Genomic DNA, 13,167 nt, shown 5'->3' with positions numbered 1-13,167 from the left:
TAATTATGGTCGTAAATAAGGATAGCTGCTCAACCGCAATTGTCGTTGCTTTTGTTGCGCAATTAACGTGGCTTGTGCCCCGATCGGCAAGGTCACAGTATCGGCATTATGACCAAAGTCGAGGTGATTAATAAAAGGAATACCGGTTTTTTGTTCAAGATACTGCCAAACTGTGTCCAGCTGGTAACCATTATCGTAATCGTTAGGTTCTCCATGGGTAAAGCTACCGGTGATAACTGCCTGTTGTTGCGCCAAAATACCCGCATGATGCAGTTGCAGTAACATTCGTTCGACACGAAAGGGGCTTTCGTTGATATCCTCGATAACCAGGATCCCTTGATTGATTTTCGGTAACCAAGGCGAACCAATAAGAGAACAGATCATCGCTAAATTTCCGCCCCAGAGTTGCCCTTGCCAGCGTCCAGAGCATTCACGACTATCCTGCCAATCGAGGCGATATTCTGGCTGGGAGAGTAACCCCCAGAAATGTGTATCAATGAAATGCGATAGCGTCTGCGCACCGAAATTCCCGGCAAGCATCGGTCCACTGAAGCTGACGAGTTCAGACTTAGCCAGAAGTGCAAGCTGCAAGGCGGTAAAATCACTGTGACCGCAGAGTAGCGGCGGTTGATGGCTAAACCGTTCACGTAAACCGCGATAGTCGATATCTGCCAGTAGCCGACTTGCGCCATATCCCCCCCGTACAGCCAGAACGATGTCCGGGAGGTCGATCAGTGAAGCCAATTCATTGATATCGTTCAGCCGCTCAGCATCTGTTCCCGCAAAGCGCTGTGAACGACGACCAATGACGGATGTATTCTCGACTCGATGAGTGCGGCTGAGTCGTTCAAGGGCAAGCTCAGCAGCCGGTTGATTCTGACAATACCCCGAAGGCGCTATCAAACGTATAGTGCGAGAAGTCGACATAAATGTACTCAGTATTGGGCAAAAATTTATGATGAGTCAGCCAACGCTTGATGGCAAGAACTCTATAAAAAAATTGATGATGGGGAATCAATATTAGGATCTTTCCGCTTTTTATGCTAAAAACCGTTCAAATCATGAAAATTTTCTGATTAATGAGGCAAAGGGCGTCGTGATTTAAGACAAACTGCCATTTTTAAATTTTTGCTGCTGAGTAATATAGCTCGCAATTCATTCTCTAGGAACTCCATGACGTGAAAAGCAAACTTTTGCTGTTGACGGTCCTTACGCTGTCAGCCTGTTCACAGCATCCGACACAAATATCAGAAATCCCTTCTGGCCAAAGCACTAAATTTTTACTCGATCCCCAAGAAATTCCTAAACCGGGTAAGGTGATCACCAACGATCATTGGTCCCATTATACCCAAGATGCCGCCAGTCATTATGGCGTTGACCCGAAACTTGTCAGCGCCATTATTAGTGTCGAATCCGGTGGAAATCCGAAAGTGGTGAGTCACTCTAACGCTATCGGTTTGATGCAGATAAAAGCCTCGACGGCGGGGCGTGCGGTCTACCAAGCGACGGGACGTCGTGGGCAACCGACGGGACACGAGCTAAAAGATCCAGCAAAAAATATTCAAATTGGCACGGCCTATTTAAAGTTGCTTCAGGAAAATGAGTTATCGGGAATAAAAAACCCGGTGACGCTACGCTATGCCACCATTGTTTCCTATGCCAATGGCGCAGGAGCATTGATGCGTATTTTCTCTTCAAGTCGTGAGCGAGCGATTGCGAAAATTAATCGCATGACACCAGAGCAATTTATTAGTTATGTGCAACGCGAACACCCTGCAGCCCAAGCACCACGGTATCTGCGTAAAGTAACCGAGGCTTATCAAGACAGTTAACATCATAAATAGTAAAGTTTTTATTAATTTTTATTCGCCACTGTTAAAATTGTTGCCTATAATAATTTTGACAGTGTTTAATAATATTCACTAATCACTTTGTGAATGACTAAATTGATGTTTGTCAGATAAGGAGCAGTAAATGGGTATTCTTTCGTGGATTATCTTTGGTCTGATCGCAGGGATCCTTGCGAAATGGATTATGCCAGGTAAAGACGGTGGCGGTTTTATTGTGACCGTTATTCTGGGAATTGTGGGTGCGGTCGTAGGTGGCTGGATCAGTACATTTTTCGGTCACGGCCGCGTTGACGGCTTCAACTTCGGAAGCTTTGTGGTCGCAGTCATCGGCGCAATCGTCGTGCTGTGGATATACCGCAAAATCAGAAGCTAAATTCTGACGAATGAAAAAGGTCATCTGATGATGGCCTTTTTTTATGTCTAGTGATCAGGAATCACTGTACGGCATCGCCTTCATGGTACAATTACTTAACGCAATTGCTAACTATAGGCCAATCTGATGAATGAATTCTCGTTACTTTGTCGAATTTTAGGGACACTTTTCTACCGCCACCCGAACGATCCTGCGGTTGAGCCACTCTGGGACCTTCTCGCACAAGGTAAGCTCAATCAACACTGGCCTCTCGAGCAAGATGACCTTTTGGCTCAGCTACAACGTTCCTACCAGCGTGATACCTTAAGTTCCGATTACGATGCACTATTTGGCAGCGAATCGCCAGCAGTACCACCTTTTGGTCACCAATGGCCACAAGGTCCTGCCGAAGCCGAGGTAAAAAACTTCTTAACCACTCGCGGCATGACACTTTCCGATACGCCTGCAGACCATTTTGGTTTACTTCTCCTTGCTGCATCTTGGCTGGAGGACCACGCTGAGGATGACGAAAACCAAGCCATTATCATTCTGTTTGAAACACTGCTTCTACCTTGGTGTGGCGCATTCTTAGGCAAAGTCGAAGCCCATGCACAGACTGGATTTTATCGAGCACTCGCGATGATAACCCGTGGCGCGGTGCAAGCAATGGCCGAAGAGCTGATAGAGACTGAGGGTCTTGAAGACGAAGAGGAGCAGTAATATGCACTATGACACGGGATTGATTAACGAGTTAGTCGCCCTGCGCCGTGCCTTGCACCAGCATCCTGAGGTGGCATTTGAAGAAGTGGCTACGGCCGCGGCCGTCGAGGCCTACCTCCAACAGTGTAATATGGATGAGATCCACACGGGTATCGGTAAAACCGGCATTGTTGCCCTGATCAAAGGTGATCGACCAGGTAAAATGATTGCCTTGCGTGCGGACATGGATGCGCTCCCCATGCAAGAAGGGCACGATGCCTCGCAGGTGGCGTATTGCTCAACTATCACTGGTCGGTTCCATGGGTGTGGCCATGATGGTCATACCGTGATGTTGCTGGGCGCAGCAAAATTATTGGGCCAACACCGTGATTTTGCTGGAACGCTAGTCTTTATTTTCCAGTGCGCAGAAGAGAACTTACTGGGTGCCCCGGCAATGCTCAACGATGGGCTGCATAAGCGTTTTCCTTTTGATGAGATCTATGGGCTACATAATATGCCGGGTCGCCCTCGTGGCATTATCGAAGTTAATCAATCGGCAACCCTTACCGCTAGTGATATTTTCAGCCTGAGGTTACAGGGCAAAGGCGGACATGGTGCGGTTCCCGAGCGGTGTGTCGATCCTATTGTAATGGCGGCACGGTTAATCGCGGATTACCAAACGATCGTCAGCCGCTCTATAAGCCCTCTCCACACGGTGACAATCAGCTTCGGTTCCATTCAGGGCGGCAGTTCTCATAATATCATTCCTGATCAAGTGACCTTGACAGGCACGGTTCGCACCTATGATCCGCAAGTCCGTGTTGAAGTGAAGCAGCGTATGCAGCAATTACTCGACAGCGTTGCACAAGGTTTCGGCGGTGAAGGTGATATCACTTATCTTGCTGGATGTCCTGCGGTGATAAACAATACCGAATTAGCAGGGGAATTGGTTACTGCACTGCAGTCATGGCGCGGTGTTGAGTGCTGCTATCTTGCGAATAGCCCTGTAGGACCTTCTGAAGATTTTGCCTTTTATCTTGATTATGCACCAGGGGTATATGGCTTCTTGGGGATAGGTGATAAACCAATGTGCCATCATCCTGAGTACGATTTTGATGATGGAGTCATTGGTCAAGGTATTGATTGGTGGCTTAACGTTGCATATGCGCGTGCAGAGTATCGTCGCTGAGTCGTAATGGATCTAGCCTAAGGTTTTATCAGACCAATTATGCTGGCACCGGTACACCCAAGCGGGCGGGACATTCTTTAAAACACGTTGTCTTTCCCAAATAAAATAGCGAGATAACTCTGGTTGCGTAAGGGAGGTGTATTGGAATTGAATAAATACACCGCCCGGCGCGAGTGTTTCATGGACCTTTTCTAAAATAGCATGACGGATTTTAGCGGGTAATGATAACAGCGGGAGTCCGGAGAAGATTACATCGTAGTGGCCGGTCAAATGTTCAGCCGAGTGTGAATGAATGGACATGCGGTGATCTTGAATCTGTTGCAATTTTTTAACCAGGTGGGGGCTAATTTCGAACACGTCCAATGAGGCATCGTCAGCAAGATGTTGCAGTAAAACGCGGGTCAGTACGCCATCTCCTGCGCCTAATTCTGCCGCGCGAGTAACATTTTGCCAGTCAGCACACTGTGCCATTGTTTCGCAAAGTATAAGAGATGAGGGGGTTATGCTGCCAATCGCGCGAGGATTACGAATGAATTGTTGGACAAATCCTGCTTTTGAACGGAACATATTTATTGCTGAAGCCAGCATATCAACCTCCTTTTGGTACTCAATGAACTACTTAGTCTTCAGTGTAGAGTGAAAGTGCCAGAATAGAACGCTTTTTTTATGCTTTATGAGATTAGTCTGTAAGCAAATCCGTCAAAAATTTTTTACCTCACTCACAAAAAATCTTTCTAGGTTGTGACAAAACCGATTACGTCAGCTAATTTAACACTTATTTAACATGTGAGTGAGGGTTATATGCGCTACGCGACACCGAAAGAGAAAGCATCGTTAATTGTGCTAAAAGACCGCTACGCCAACTATATCGATGGTCAGTTCACCCCACCTAAATCAGGCGGTTATTTCACTAATACCTCTCCCGTCGATGGCTCAGTTATTGGTGAGTTCCCTCGTTCACAGGTGGAAGACATCGATTTGGCCGTTGAGGCAGCCGCGAAAGCATTTATAGGCTGGAGTAAGGTGTCTGTTCAGCAGCGTGCGGAAATTTTATTAAAAATAGCCGACAGGCTAGCAGAGGCCAGTGAACGTTTTGCCGTGAATGAGACGTGGGATAACGGCAAACCGGTACGTGAAACCTTGGCGGCTGATGTACCGCTCGCCGTCGACCACTTTCGTTACTTTGCTGGCTGCATTAGAGCGCAAGAGGGGAGTTGTGCGGAAATCGATGAGACGACAGTCAGTTATCATTTCCATGAACCTCTGGGCGTGGTGGGGCAGATTATTCCATGGAACTTCCCACTGTTAATGGCGGCATGGAAATTAGCCCCAGCGCTTGCCGCTGGCAATTGTGTGGTACTTAAACCCGCAGAGCAAACGCCGTTATCGATTACCTTGTTTGCTGAACTAGTGGGAGATCTCCTCCCTAAAGGGGTGTTGAATATCGTGCATGGCTTCGGTCGTGAAGCAGGTGAGGCGTTAGCTGGCCATAAGGGTATCGCGAAAATTGCCTTCACCGGCTCGACGGCCACGGGTCGCCATATATTGGAACTGGCTGCCCAAAATATTATCCCCTCTACCGTCGAGCTTGGCGGTAAATCACCCAATATTTTCTTTGAAGATATTATAGACGCTGAGGAAAGCTTTATCGAGAAAGCGGCAGAAGGTTTAGTGCTGGGCTTTTTGAATCAGGGTGAAATTTGTACCTGTCCTTCACGTGCGTTGGTTCAAGCCTCGATCTTCGACCGTTTTATGGCGGTGGTGATGCAGCGCATGAAAACCATTAAGCGGGGTCATCCACTCGATACGGAGACGATGGTAGGCGCGCAAGCGTCTCAACAACAATTCGATAAGATCCTCTCTTGGCTGGATATTGCACAGCAGGAGGGGGCTGAAGTGCTCGCGGGTGGACAGGCAGAATCCTTATCAGGAGAGTTAGGATCAGGCTTCTATATTCAGCCGACGTTACTCAAGGGTGATAATAGCATGCAGGTATTCCAAGAGGAGATCTTCGGACCGGTGATTGGTATCACCACGTTTAAAGATGAAGCAGAAGCCATTGCTATCGCCAATGATACCATTTATGGCTTAGGGGCTGGGGTTTGGACGCGTGATACGAATCGGGCTTATCGCGTAGGACGCGCGGTACAAGCGGGTCGTGTTTGGACGAACTGCTATCACCTCTATCCGGCCCATGCAGCGTTTGGCGGTTATAAGCAGTCAGGCATAGGCCGTGAGACACATAAAATGATGCTAGACCACTATCAGCAGACTAAAAATTTACTGGTTAGCTATGGCATCGAACCTTTGGGGCTATTTTAAGGTAATAGGGCGGCAAACTGCCGCCCTTATCGATTAATGAATAAACATTACCGATACACACAGAATCCCCACAATCAGCGTAATAAAATTCCCTACGCTGCGATAAGGTTTCAGTTCTTTAATGAGCCAAGTTGAAAGCGTTGGCATAATGAACAGAATCATGGCGATTAATGGGCCACTGATCGCATAAATCATCGATAGCGCATTAGGATTGATACTGCACACCCCAAAAGTAATCAGCGATACAATCAAGACAGACAGTGCGCGATTGAATCGATGACTCCGGTTAATGCCGACTTGTTTAAGAGTGGTACGTGTCAGTTCGGTCGCCCCCTCAATTACTCCGAAGTATGTGCCTAGGAACGATTTCGACATCGCGACTATTGCCACGACTATTCCTGATAGCGCTAACCAAGCTGGTGAATCAGGCTTCATCGACAGTGCCGAGAGAATCGTTAATCCTTTATCCTTTGCTTCATGAATATACGCATTGGGAATAGAGAGATAGCAACTGAAAACGAAAAACAATACACTCAGGCTAATCACCAAATAGGCCCAACGCATAATATGTTTACAGCTAGAGATTGCCTCGTCGCCGTGGGCTTCACGTTGTGCCACCGTAAAGGTTGAGATAATAGGCGTATGGCTAAAAGCAAAGACCATTACCGGTAGAGACAACCATATTTGGTGTAAGCTGGCTGTGGTAAATTCGCCATGAAGCGACAGCAATTCGGGATGCCAATCTTTGACCATATAGCAGGACAAAAAGAAGAAGTAGGCCAGTATAGGGAAAACCAAAAAGCCCATCACCCGTATCGTTGTTTTGCGTCCCATTAAGAAAATTAAATTTAACAGGACCACTACCAATAGACTCAAGCCTATCCTGGCAAGATGTGACAAGGGATAATGGGCAGATATTTGCTCGATAAGGGAATTCGTAATGGCTACGGCATAAATTAAGATAATAACGAAGAAAGCGATAAAATAGAGGAAGGTAATGACATTACCCACACGCTTTCCATAGTAATATTTTACCGCATTAGTGATACCATCTCCGGGTTCACGCGCTGGAGCCGCGAGAATAAACTGACTTAAGGCTTTATGCGGCCAATAGGTCAGTGGCCACGCAATAAGGGCAGTGAGGAAGAGGACCAGGCTCCCTGCGGAACCGAGTTGGATAGGGAGAAAAAGTGTGCCTGCACCTACCGCTGTACCGTAAAGGGCAAAGCCCCATAGAGTAGCTTCTTTTGACCAAAATCTTGCCATCGATGAATTGATTATCCTGGTTAAATTGAAAAAGGCCGCTAATCTATCACATTAATTTGATTACTGTTAGAACGATTGATGGAGTCACTATGAGTAAGAAAGTATGGGTACTAGGCGATGCGGTAATCGATCTACTACCAGAAAGTGAAGGTCGTCTATTGCAATGCCCCGGTGGCGCGCCTGCTAACGTTGCGGTAGGAATCGCTCGTTTAGGCGGAAACAGCGCGTTTATCGGACGCGTGGGCGAAGATCCTTTTGGTAAATTTTTACAAAATACCCTAAAAAAAGAGCAAGTCTCTACCGATTATATGCATCTCGATGCGGAACAACGCACGTCGACGGTAGTTGTAGGGCTGGATGAGGAAGGGGAGCGTTCATTTACGTTTATGGTCAAGCCGAGTGCTGACCTCTTTCTAGTAAATAAAGACCTGCCAGGCTTTCAAGCAGAAGAATGGTTACATTGTTGCTCTATCGCGTTGAGTCGTGAGCCAAGCCGTACGACAACGCTCGAGGCAATGGCGCGGATTCGCCGCGCCGGGGGGAAAGTCTGTTTTGACCCCAATATTCGTGAAGACTTCTGGCCGAACGAACAAACATTACGTGACACCTTAGCGCAAGCCCTTACGCTCGCGGACGTTATCAAACTCTCAGAAGATGAATTACAGTTTATCAGCGGCAGTCATCAACTCGAGCAAGGTATTGCCCGGGTGGTAGAGGCTTATCAGCCTGAGCTGCTTGTTATCACCCGGGGTAAAGAGGGGGTAACCGCGTTCTATCAAGGCAACCTGAGCTATCACGAAGCGAAACCTGTGGTCAGTGTTGATACCACGGGGGCGGGGGACGCTTTTGTCGCAGGACTGCTGTATGGACTCTCAACGCGTGGCTTCCCACAATCGACCTCTCAACTTGAGAGCTTGCTTGCGCTTGCCCAAGTCTGCGGTGCATTAGCCACTACCGCTAAAGGCGCCATGACGGCACTGCCTTACTATTCTGAGATCACTAAACAGTTCTAAGCGACGGTCCCGTCGTTTATTTTAATGTGTTTGTGATGAAAAACAGTTACCCTATACCCACAAAGTATAGGGTTTTTATTTTTTAGAATGAGGTTTTTCATGCAAGCACTTCCTCCTTGCCCACAATGCCAATCCACCTTTACCTGGGAAAATGACGGTACGCTAAATTGTCCTGAATGTGGCCACGAATGGTCTACCACTGCCTCGGCAAGTGACGATGAAGGGCTTATTGTACGCGATGCGAACGGTAATTTACTGAGTGACGGTGATGCGGTTACCGTGATCAAAGATTTAAAAGTAAAAGGTAGCTCAACACCGCTAAAAATCGGTACCAAGGTCAAAAGCATCCGTTTGGTTGAGGGTGACCACAATATCGATTGCAAAATTGACGGCTTTGGCCCGATGAAATTGAAATCTGAGTTTGTGAAAAAGAATAGCTAAGCAGTTATTTCCCCATAGCCGCTAAGGTTATGGGGGCTTTAGTTACAGTGTCACTTTCTTATCAGGTAGTATCGGGAGTTTACGTCTTCCCAAAAATAGTCCTCCAAACAGCAACATAGCACTGACTGTCGCTGAGATAATCCAAAAAAGGTGTTGGTAGCCATACTGGTCGAGTAATGCCCCCAATGGAAAAGAGATAACCACAACGCCTAGAGAACTGGCTACTTGAAAACCTATCAGGAAAATCGTTGAGGAAAGGCGTTTATCGAAGTACAGCGTACTGTATTTAAAGACGGCTATCACACAGAGGGGGACTTCTAAGGCATGCAGTAATTTCACGGCTGAAATCAGGTAGGGATTGACGCTGACTGCGCAGGAGAAAATCCTAATCGCCATAATCATCACGCCCAATAACAAGGCATTTTTGGCTCCTATTCGGTTGACGAGTACGGGGGTAATCGCCATACACAGCGCTTCGAGGATCACTTGAGACGCGTTTAGGTAGCTATAGACCTTTGCTCCCAAGGTCGCCGAGCTGAAGAGCTGAGTATAAAAAATCGGAAATAGCTGCTGGTCGAAAATATTATAAAAAGACCATGTGCCAATGACGAATAGGACGAACAGCCAAAAATGTTTATCGCTCAGCACGGCGGTAAAATCTTGACGAGTGATGATTTTCTGTTGCTGAACCACCTGTTTAGGCGGGGTAAAACGATAATTAAGATAAGCGAAGCCCACACCAAATAGCGAGACGAGCCAAAAGTTAAGGTTTGGGTCAAGACTAAACAAAATACCCGCCACAAACGCACCCAAAGCGTAACCTAATGATCCCCATGACCGTGCCGTGCCATATTCGAAATGGAAATGGCGGCTGATCTTTTCAGAGAAGGCTTCGACTAGGCCAAAGCCAGCTAAGTAACCAATCCCGAGAAATAGTGCCCCAATGATAGCCCCTATATAGAACGAGTTCAGTAACAGAGGTTGATAGATAAAGGTCATAAAGGGGCCGGTGAGTACCAGTGCAGCGCTAATCACCCACATTAAGGTTTTTTGTAAGCCCAACTTATCTTGTATTACGCCATAACCGAGCATAAAAATGATACTCGTTGTTTGATTCAGCGCATACAGCATCCCCAGCTCCGCGCCGGTTAGGCCAATACGTTGCTTAAGCCAGATGGCATATAACGACCACCAGAGCGACCAACAGATAAAAAACAGGGCTGAGTAGCCCGATGCAATGCGGTAATTAGGATTTTTAAAAGGGATTGAAAGCACCATCATCGTCTCCCGAATGCGTCGATTAGGGATAGTGATACGCTGTTTTACATTTTTGAGAATATGCTGAGTGCTAAAGCGTAATCTTTATCACATTTATCTTTGGTTAACGTTAACATTTGTGATTTAACGCACATTTCCAAATGATAATCTCTTTGCAGTACGCCAGGTTAACGTTAACAATAACTGCAATTCAGTTTAGGAGTGATTGCTATGAATAGTTTAGAACAGGGCCAACAGGCGCTCGATGCGCGCTATCCTCAACGTGGTAACCTTTACTACCCTCATTTTCATCTTGCGCCTCGTGCCGGTTGGATGAACGATCCGAATGGGTTGGTCTACTTCAATGGACGCTATCATGCTTTCTATCAGCATCACCCTTTCAGTGCGGATTGGGGACCCATGCATTGGGGCCATGCCACCAGTGAGGATATGGTGCACTGGCATCACCAACCAATAGCTTTAGCACCTGATAGCGAAGCGGATCGTGATGGCTGCTTCTCTGGCAGTGCTGTGATTGATAAGGGAAAATTGGCACTGATTTATACTGGCCATCGTTGGCTGGGCGAGGTAGGCGATGATAGTCAAATCTGTGAAGTACAGTGTTTAGCGACCAGCGACGACGGTATTACCTTCACTAAACAGGGCGTTATTTTACAGCCGCCAACGGGAATTATGCATTTTCGCGATCCCAAAGTCTGGTACGAGGCAGGAAGCTGGTGGATGGTGATTGGTGCCCGCGATGCGCAGCAGCAGGGGCAGGTATTGCTCTATCGAGGGGATTCGTTAACTGCCTGGACCTTTGATCGGGTTCTCGCGCATGCCAAGGCGGATGAAGGCTATATGTGGGAGTGCCCGGATTTCTTTGCACTAGGCGAACACCATTATTTACTCTGCTCACCGCAGGGAATCGCTGCACAGGGGGATAGATTTATGAATCTATTTCAAAGTGGCGTGATTGCGGGCCACTGGTCTGCGGGCAATGACTTCACCGCTCAGCAAGCCTTTAAAGAGCTGGACCATGGCCACGATTTTTATGCTCCCCAAAGTTTTGTCGCCGCTGATGGCCGCCGTATCGTGATAGCCTGGATGGATATGTGGGAGTCACCGATGCCGACCAAGGCGGAAGGATGGTGCGGATGTTTTACGCTCCCGCGCGAGTTAACGGAAGAAAAGGGGCAGTTACGCCAGCGCCCGATTCGCGAGTTACAAACTTTACGTGGCGAGGGCAGTGACTGGGCCCCTCTACAACTGACTGGGGAAGAGCTGCTGCAAACGTCAGGGGAGGCTGCGGAGTTGAGTATTCGCTGGGAACTTCAACAGGCAAGTGCTGCCACCTTCGGTCTACATTTAGGTCAGGGTCTCACTCTACTTTATAACGTGGCGGAGCGACGGTTATCGCTGACGCGCGACTATTCGATTGAAGGATTAGCAGATTCACGGCATCTTGAGATAAGGGATTGCACCACGATGCTCTGGCAGATCTTTATCGATCGCTCATCGATCGAGGTGTTTATCAATGACGGTGAAGCCGTCTTCTCTAGTCGTATCTATCCAACGGAAGGCGATCGCCAGCTTAAGGTATTCAGTACCGCTGGGGATGTGGCGATCACCTCGCTAAATTATTGGCCACTCCGGTCGGCGATAGACTGACGCTCCAGTAGGGGACAGGCTAGTTTATGTACGCCTGGCTTGTCCCACTGCTCAATCAAATGGCGAGCCGCCTGCTCGCCAATTTGATAATGAGGAAGCTGTAAGGTGGTCAATCCGGGTAAAAAGAGATGACCGACGCCCACCAAATTATCGAAACCGATTACGGCCATTTCGTGAGGGATCTTAATCCCCATCGTCAGAAGTTGTTGATAGGCCACAAAGGCTGCCCGGTCATTCCCACACACCACCACGTCATACGCCAACGAAGGTGGCGTAATATGTGTTGCCAGCACCGAGGCTAACGCTAAGTAACCTTCATCTCCTTTCGGCATATGCAGTTGGATCACCTGATCCAGACTTTTTCCCGCATCACACCAAGCGTGCTCGAAGCCTAACCGTCTAGCCGTTGGCGCGAGTTCGTGCTCGGGTAACCAGTAGCAGAGAGGACGTTGGTAGCCACGTGCCAGTAGGTAGTGTGTGGCATCATATTGCGCCTGATAATCGTCAGGAATATAACTGGCGAGGTGTGGATCGTCCGATACACAGTTAGCTAATACCACGGGTAGGCCATGTAGAGCTTCAGGTAGCTGAATTTTACGCAGTCCCATCGTGGTATAAATTATGCCATCAGGTCGATGCGCCAACAGTTCGCGCACCGCGCGTTGTCGGTCATCTGCCGCGGAAACATTAATGATGAAGCTATCCCAACCTAGCCGCTGGGCTGTTTGCTCGATTGCCAATAGCAGATCAACAGAGAAAGGGGTGGTGGCGGTATCTTCTGCCAGCACAGCGAGAGTGCGTGGCTTATTGGCCTGCCCGCGGATTTTCTGTGCAGACAAGTCCGGCACGTAGTGGAGCTGCTTGATGGCCTCTTCGACACGCTGACGTGTTGCTGGGGTGACCCGTGGGGCATTATTGATCACGCGGGACACCGTCATCATGGATACGCCTGCCAACTGAGCAACGTCTTTAAGTGAAGCCATATCATCCCCTTTTTATGCTTACCGCTAGTCTACCAAAAAGCTAACCCCGTCACAGCACTAAGTCCGCGTGTGCAGTCCGCTATCCTTGCATAATCCTCCGAACTCCAAGGGAGATCACAAAACA

At 48.0% G+C, this 13,167-nt stretch carries 13 protein-coding genes; 8 read left to right on the top strand and 5 right to left on the bottom strand.

The window, feature by feature from the left end; all coding sequences use genetic code 11:
- Positions 1-3 precede the first annotated feature (3 nt).
- Positions 4-927, bottom strand: coding sequence for a muramoyltetrapeptide carboxypeptidase (gene ldcA / locus MKR94_RS01700; RefSeq protein WP_241645166.1), 924 nt, complete (start codon positions 925-927; stop codon positions 4-6).
- Positions 928-1,178: 251 nt separating this feature from the next.
- Between ldcA and MKR94_RS01695 the strand changes: the two genes are divergently transcribed.
- From MKR94_RS01695 to MKR94_RS01680, 4 genes are all read left to right on the top strand, one after another.
- The gene (locus tag MKR94_RS01695; RefSeq protein ID WP_241645165.1) at positions 1,179-1,832 is read left to right on the top strand and encodes a transglycosylase SLT domain-containing protein; all 654 of its coding nucleotides are present in this window, start codon (positions 1,179-1,181) and stop codon (positions 1,830-1,832) included.
- A 142-nt stretch (positions 1,833-1,974) separates the two neighbouring features.
- On the top strand, positions 1,975-2,223 hold the full coding sequence (locus tag MKR94_RS01690) for a GlsB/YeaQ/YmgE family stress response membrane protein (protein WP_099825181.1): 249 nt from the start codon (positions 1,975-1,977) through the stop codon (positions 2,221-2,223).
- Positions 2,224-2,349: 126 nt separating this feature from the next.
- On the top strand, positions 2,350-2,922 hold the full coding sequence (locus MKR94_RS01685; RefSeq protein WP_241645164.1) for a TorD/DmsD family molecular chaperone: 573 nt from the start codon (positions 2,350-2,352) through the stop codon (positions 2,920-2,922).
- A 1-nt stretch (position 2,923) separates the two neighbouring features.
- The gene (locus tag MKR94_RS01680; RefSeq protein ID WP_241645163.1) at positions 2,924-4,090 is read left to right on the top strand and encodes an amidohydrolase; all 1,167 of its coding nucleotides are present in this window, start codon (positions 2,924-2,926) and stop codon (positions 4,088-4,090) included.
- Positions 4,091-4,102: 12 nt separating this feature from the next.
- Here the strand turns inward: MKR94_RS01680 and MKR94_RS01675 are convergent, their stop codons facing one another.
- Positions 4,103-4,678, bottom strand: a complete 576-nt coding sequence (locus MKR94_RS01675) for a class I SAM-dependent methyltransferase (protein WP_241645162.1) — start codon at positions 4,676-4,678, stop codon at positions 4,103-4,105.
- Positions 4,679-4,891: 213 nt separating this feature from the next.
- On the opposite strand from MKR94_RS01675, the gene exaC reads away from it, so the two are divergent.
- The gene (gene exaC / locus MKR94_RS01670; RefSeq protein ID WP_241645161.1) at positions 4,892-6,412 is read left to right on the top strand and encodes an acetaldehyde dehydrogenase ExaC; all 1,521 of its coding nucleotides are present in this window, start codon (positions 4,892-4,894) and stop codon (positions 6,410-6,412) included.
- 33 nt (positions 6,413-6,445) lie between these two features.
- Here the strand turns inward: exaC and MKR94_RS01665 are convergent, their stop codons facing one another.
- Entirely contained in the window at positions 6,446-7,678 is a 1,233-nt protein-coding gene (locus MKR94_RS01665) for an amino acid permease (RefSeq protein ID WP_241645160.1), read from the bottom strand.
- A gap of 89 nt (positions 7,679-7,767) precedes the next feature.
- On the opposite strand from MKR94_RS01665, the gene MKR94_RS01660 reads away from it, so the two are divergent.
- Complete coding sequence (locus MKR94_RS01660) at positions 7,768-8,691, top strand: aminoimidazole riboside kinase (RefSeq protein WP_241645159.1); 924 nt, start codon at positions 7,768-7,770, stop codon at positions 8,689-8,691.
- Positions 8,692-8,790: 99 nt separating this feature from the next.
- Complete coding sequence (locus MKR94_RS01655) at positions 8,791-9,132, top strand: zinc ribbon domain-containing protein YjdM (protein WP_099825383.1); 342 nt, start codon at positions 8,791-8,793, stop codon at positions 9,130-9,132.
- A gap of 42 nt (positions 9,133-9,174) precedes the next feature.
- On the opposite strand, the gene MKR94_RS01650 is transcribed toward MKR94_RS01655, so the two are convergent.
- Positions 9,175-10,410 (bottom strand): oligosaccharide MFS transporter, encoded by a 1,236-nt coding sequence (locus tag MKR94_RS01650; RefSeq protein WP_422047488.1) that lies wholly within the window; start codon positions 10,408-10,410, stop codon positions 9,175-9,177.
- A 204-nt stretch (positions 10,411-10,614) separates the two neighbouring features.
- On the opposite strand from MKR94_RS01650, the gene MKR94_RS01645 reads away from it, so the two are divergent.
- On the top strand, positions 10,615-12,060 hold the full coding sequence (locus tag MKR94_RS01645) for a glycoside hydrolase family 32 protein (protein ID WP_422047487.1): 1,446 nt from the start codon (positions 10,615-10,617) through the stop codon (positions 12,058-12,060).
- Here the strand turns inward: MKR94_RS01645 and MKR94_RS01640 are convergent.
- The gene (locus MKR94_RS01640) at positions 12,030-13,043 is read right to left on the bottom strand and encodes a LacI family DNA-binding transcriptional regulator (RefSeq protein ID WP_241645156.1); all 1,014 of its coding nucleotides are present in this window, start codon (positions 13,041-13,043) and stop codon (positions 12,030-12,032) included. The two genes, MKR94_RS01645 and MKR94_RS01640, sit on opposite strands and share 31 nt — an antisense overlap.
- Positions 13,044-13,167 lie beyond the last annotated feature (124 nt).

Origin of the sequence: Rosenbergiella metrosideri, from assembly GCF_022602565.1 — a bacterium.
Classification (GTDB): domain Bacteria; phylum Pseudomonadota; class Gammaproteobacteria; order Enterobacterales; family Enterobacteriaceae; genus Rosenbergiella; species Rosenbergiella metrosideri.
The sequence above is the reverse complement of the archived record's forward strand: the minus strand, read 5'-3'. Positions and strand labels throughout refer to the sequence as shown.

Bases quoted from the DNA above. Each gene is read 5' to 3' on its own strand.
- MKR94_RS01655 (WP_099825383.1), top strand. From the start codon at position 8,791: ATGCAAGCACTTCCTCCTTGCCCACAATGCCAATCCACCTTTACCTGG.
- MKR94_RS01665 (WP_241645160.1), bottom strand. From the start codon at position 7,678: ATGGCAAGATTTTGGTCAAAAGAAGCTACTCTATGGGGCTTTGCCCTT.
- MKR94_RS01690 (WP_099825181.1), top strand. From the start codon at position 1,975: ATGGGTATTCTTTCGTGGATTATCTTTGGTCTGATCGCAGGGATCCTT.
- MKR94_RS01685 (WP_241645164.1), top strand. From the start codon at position 2,350: ATGAATGAATTCTCGTTACTTTGTCGAATTTTAGGGACACTTTTCTAC.
- MKR94_RS01640 (WP_241645156.1), bottom strand. From the start codon at position 13,043: ATGGCTTCACTTAAAGACGTTGCTCAGTTGGCAGGCGTATCCATGATG.
- ldcA (WP_241645166.1), bottom strand. From the start codon at position 927: ATGTCGACTTCTCGCACTATACGTTTGATAGCGCCTTCGGGGTATTGT.
- MKR94_RS01650 (WP_422047488.1), bottom strand. From the start codon at position 10,410: ATGGTGCTTTCAATCCCTTTTAAAAATCCTAATTACCGCATTGCATCG.
- MKR94_RS01680 (WP_241645163.1), top strand. From the start codon at position 2,924: ATGCACTATGACACGGGATTGATTAACGAGTTAGTCGCCCTGCGCCGT.
- exaC (WP_241645161.1), top strand. From the start codon at position 4,892: ATGCGCTACGCGACACCGAAAGAGAAAGCATCGTTAATTGTGCTAAAA.
- MKR94_RS01660 (WP_241645159.1), top strand. From the start codon at position 7,768: ATGAGTAAGAAAGTATGGGTACTAGGCGATGCGGTAATCGATCTACTA.
- MKR94_RS01675 (WP_241645162.1), bottom strand. From the start codon at position 4,678: ATGCTGGCTTCAGCAATAAATATGTTCCGTTCAAAAGCAGGATTTGTC.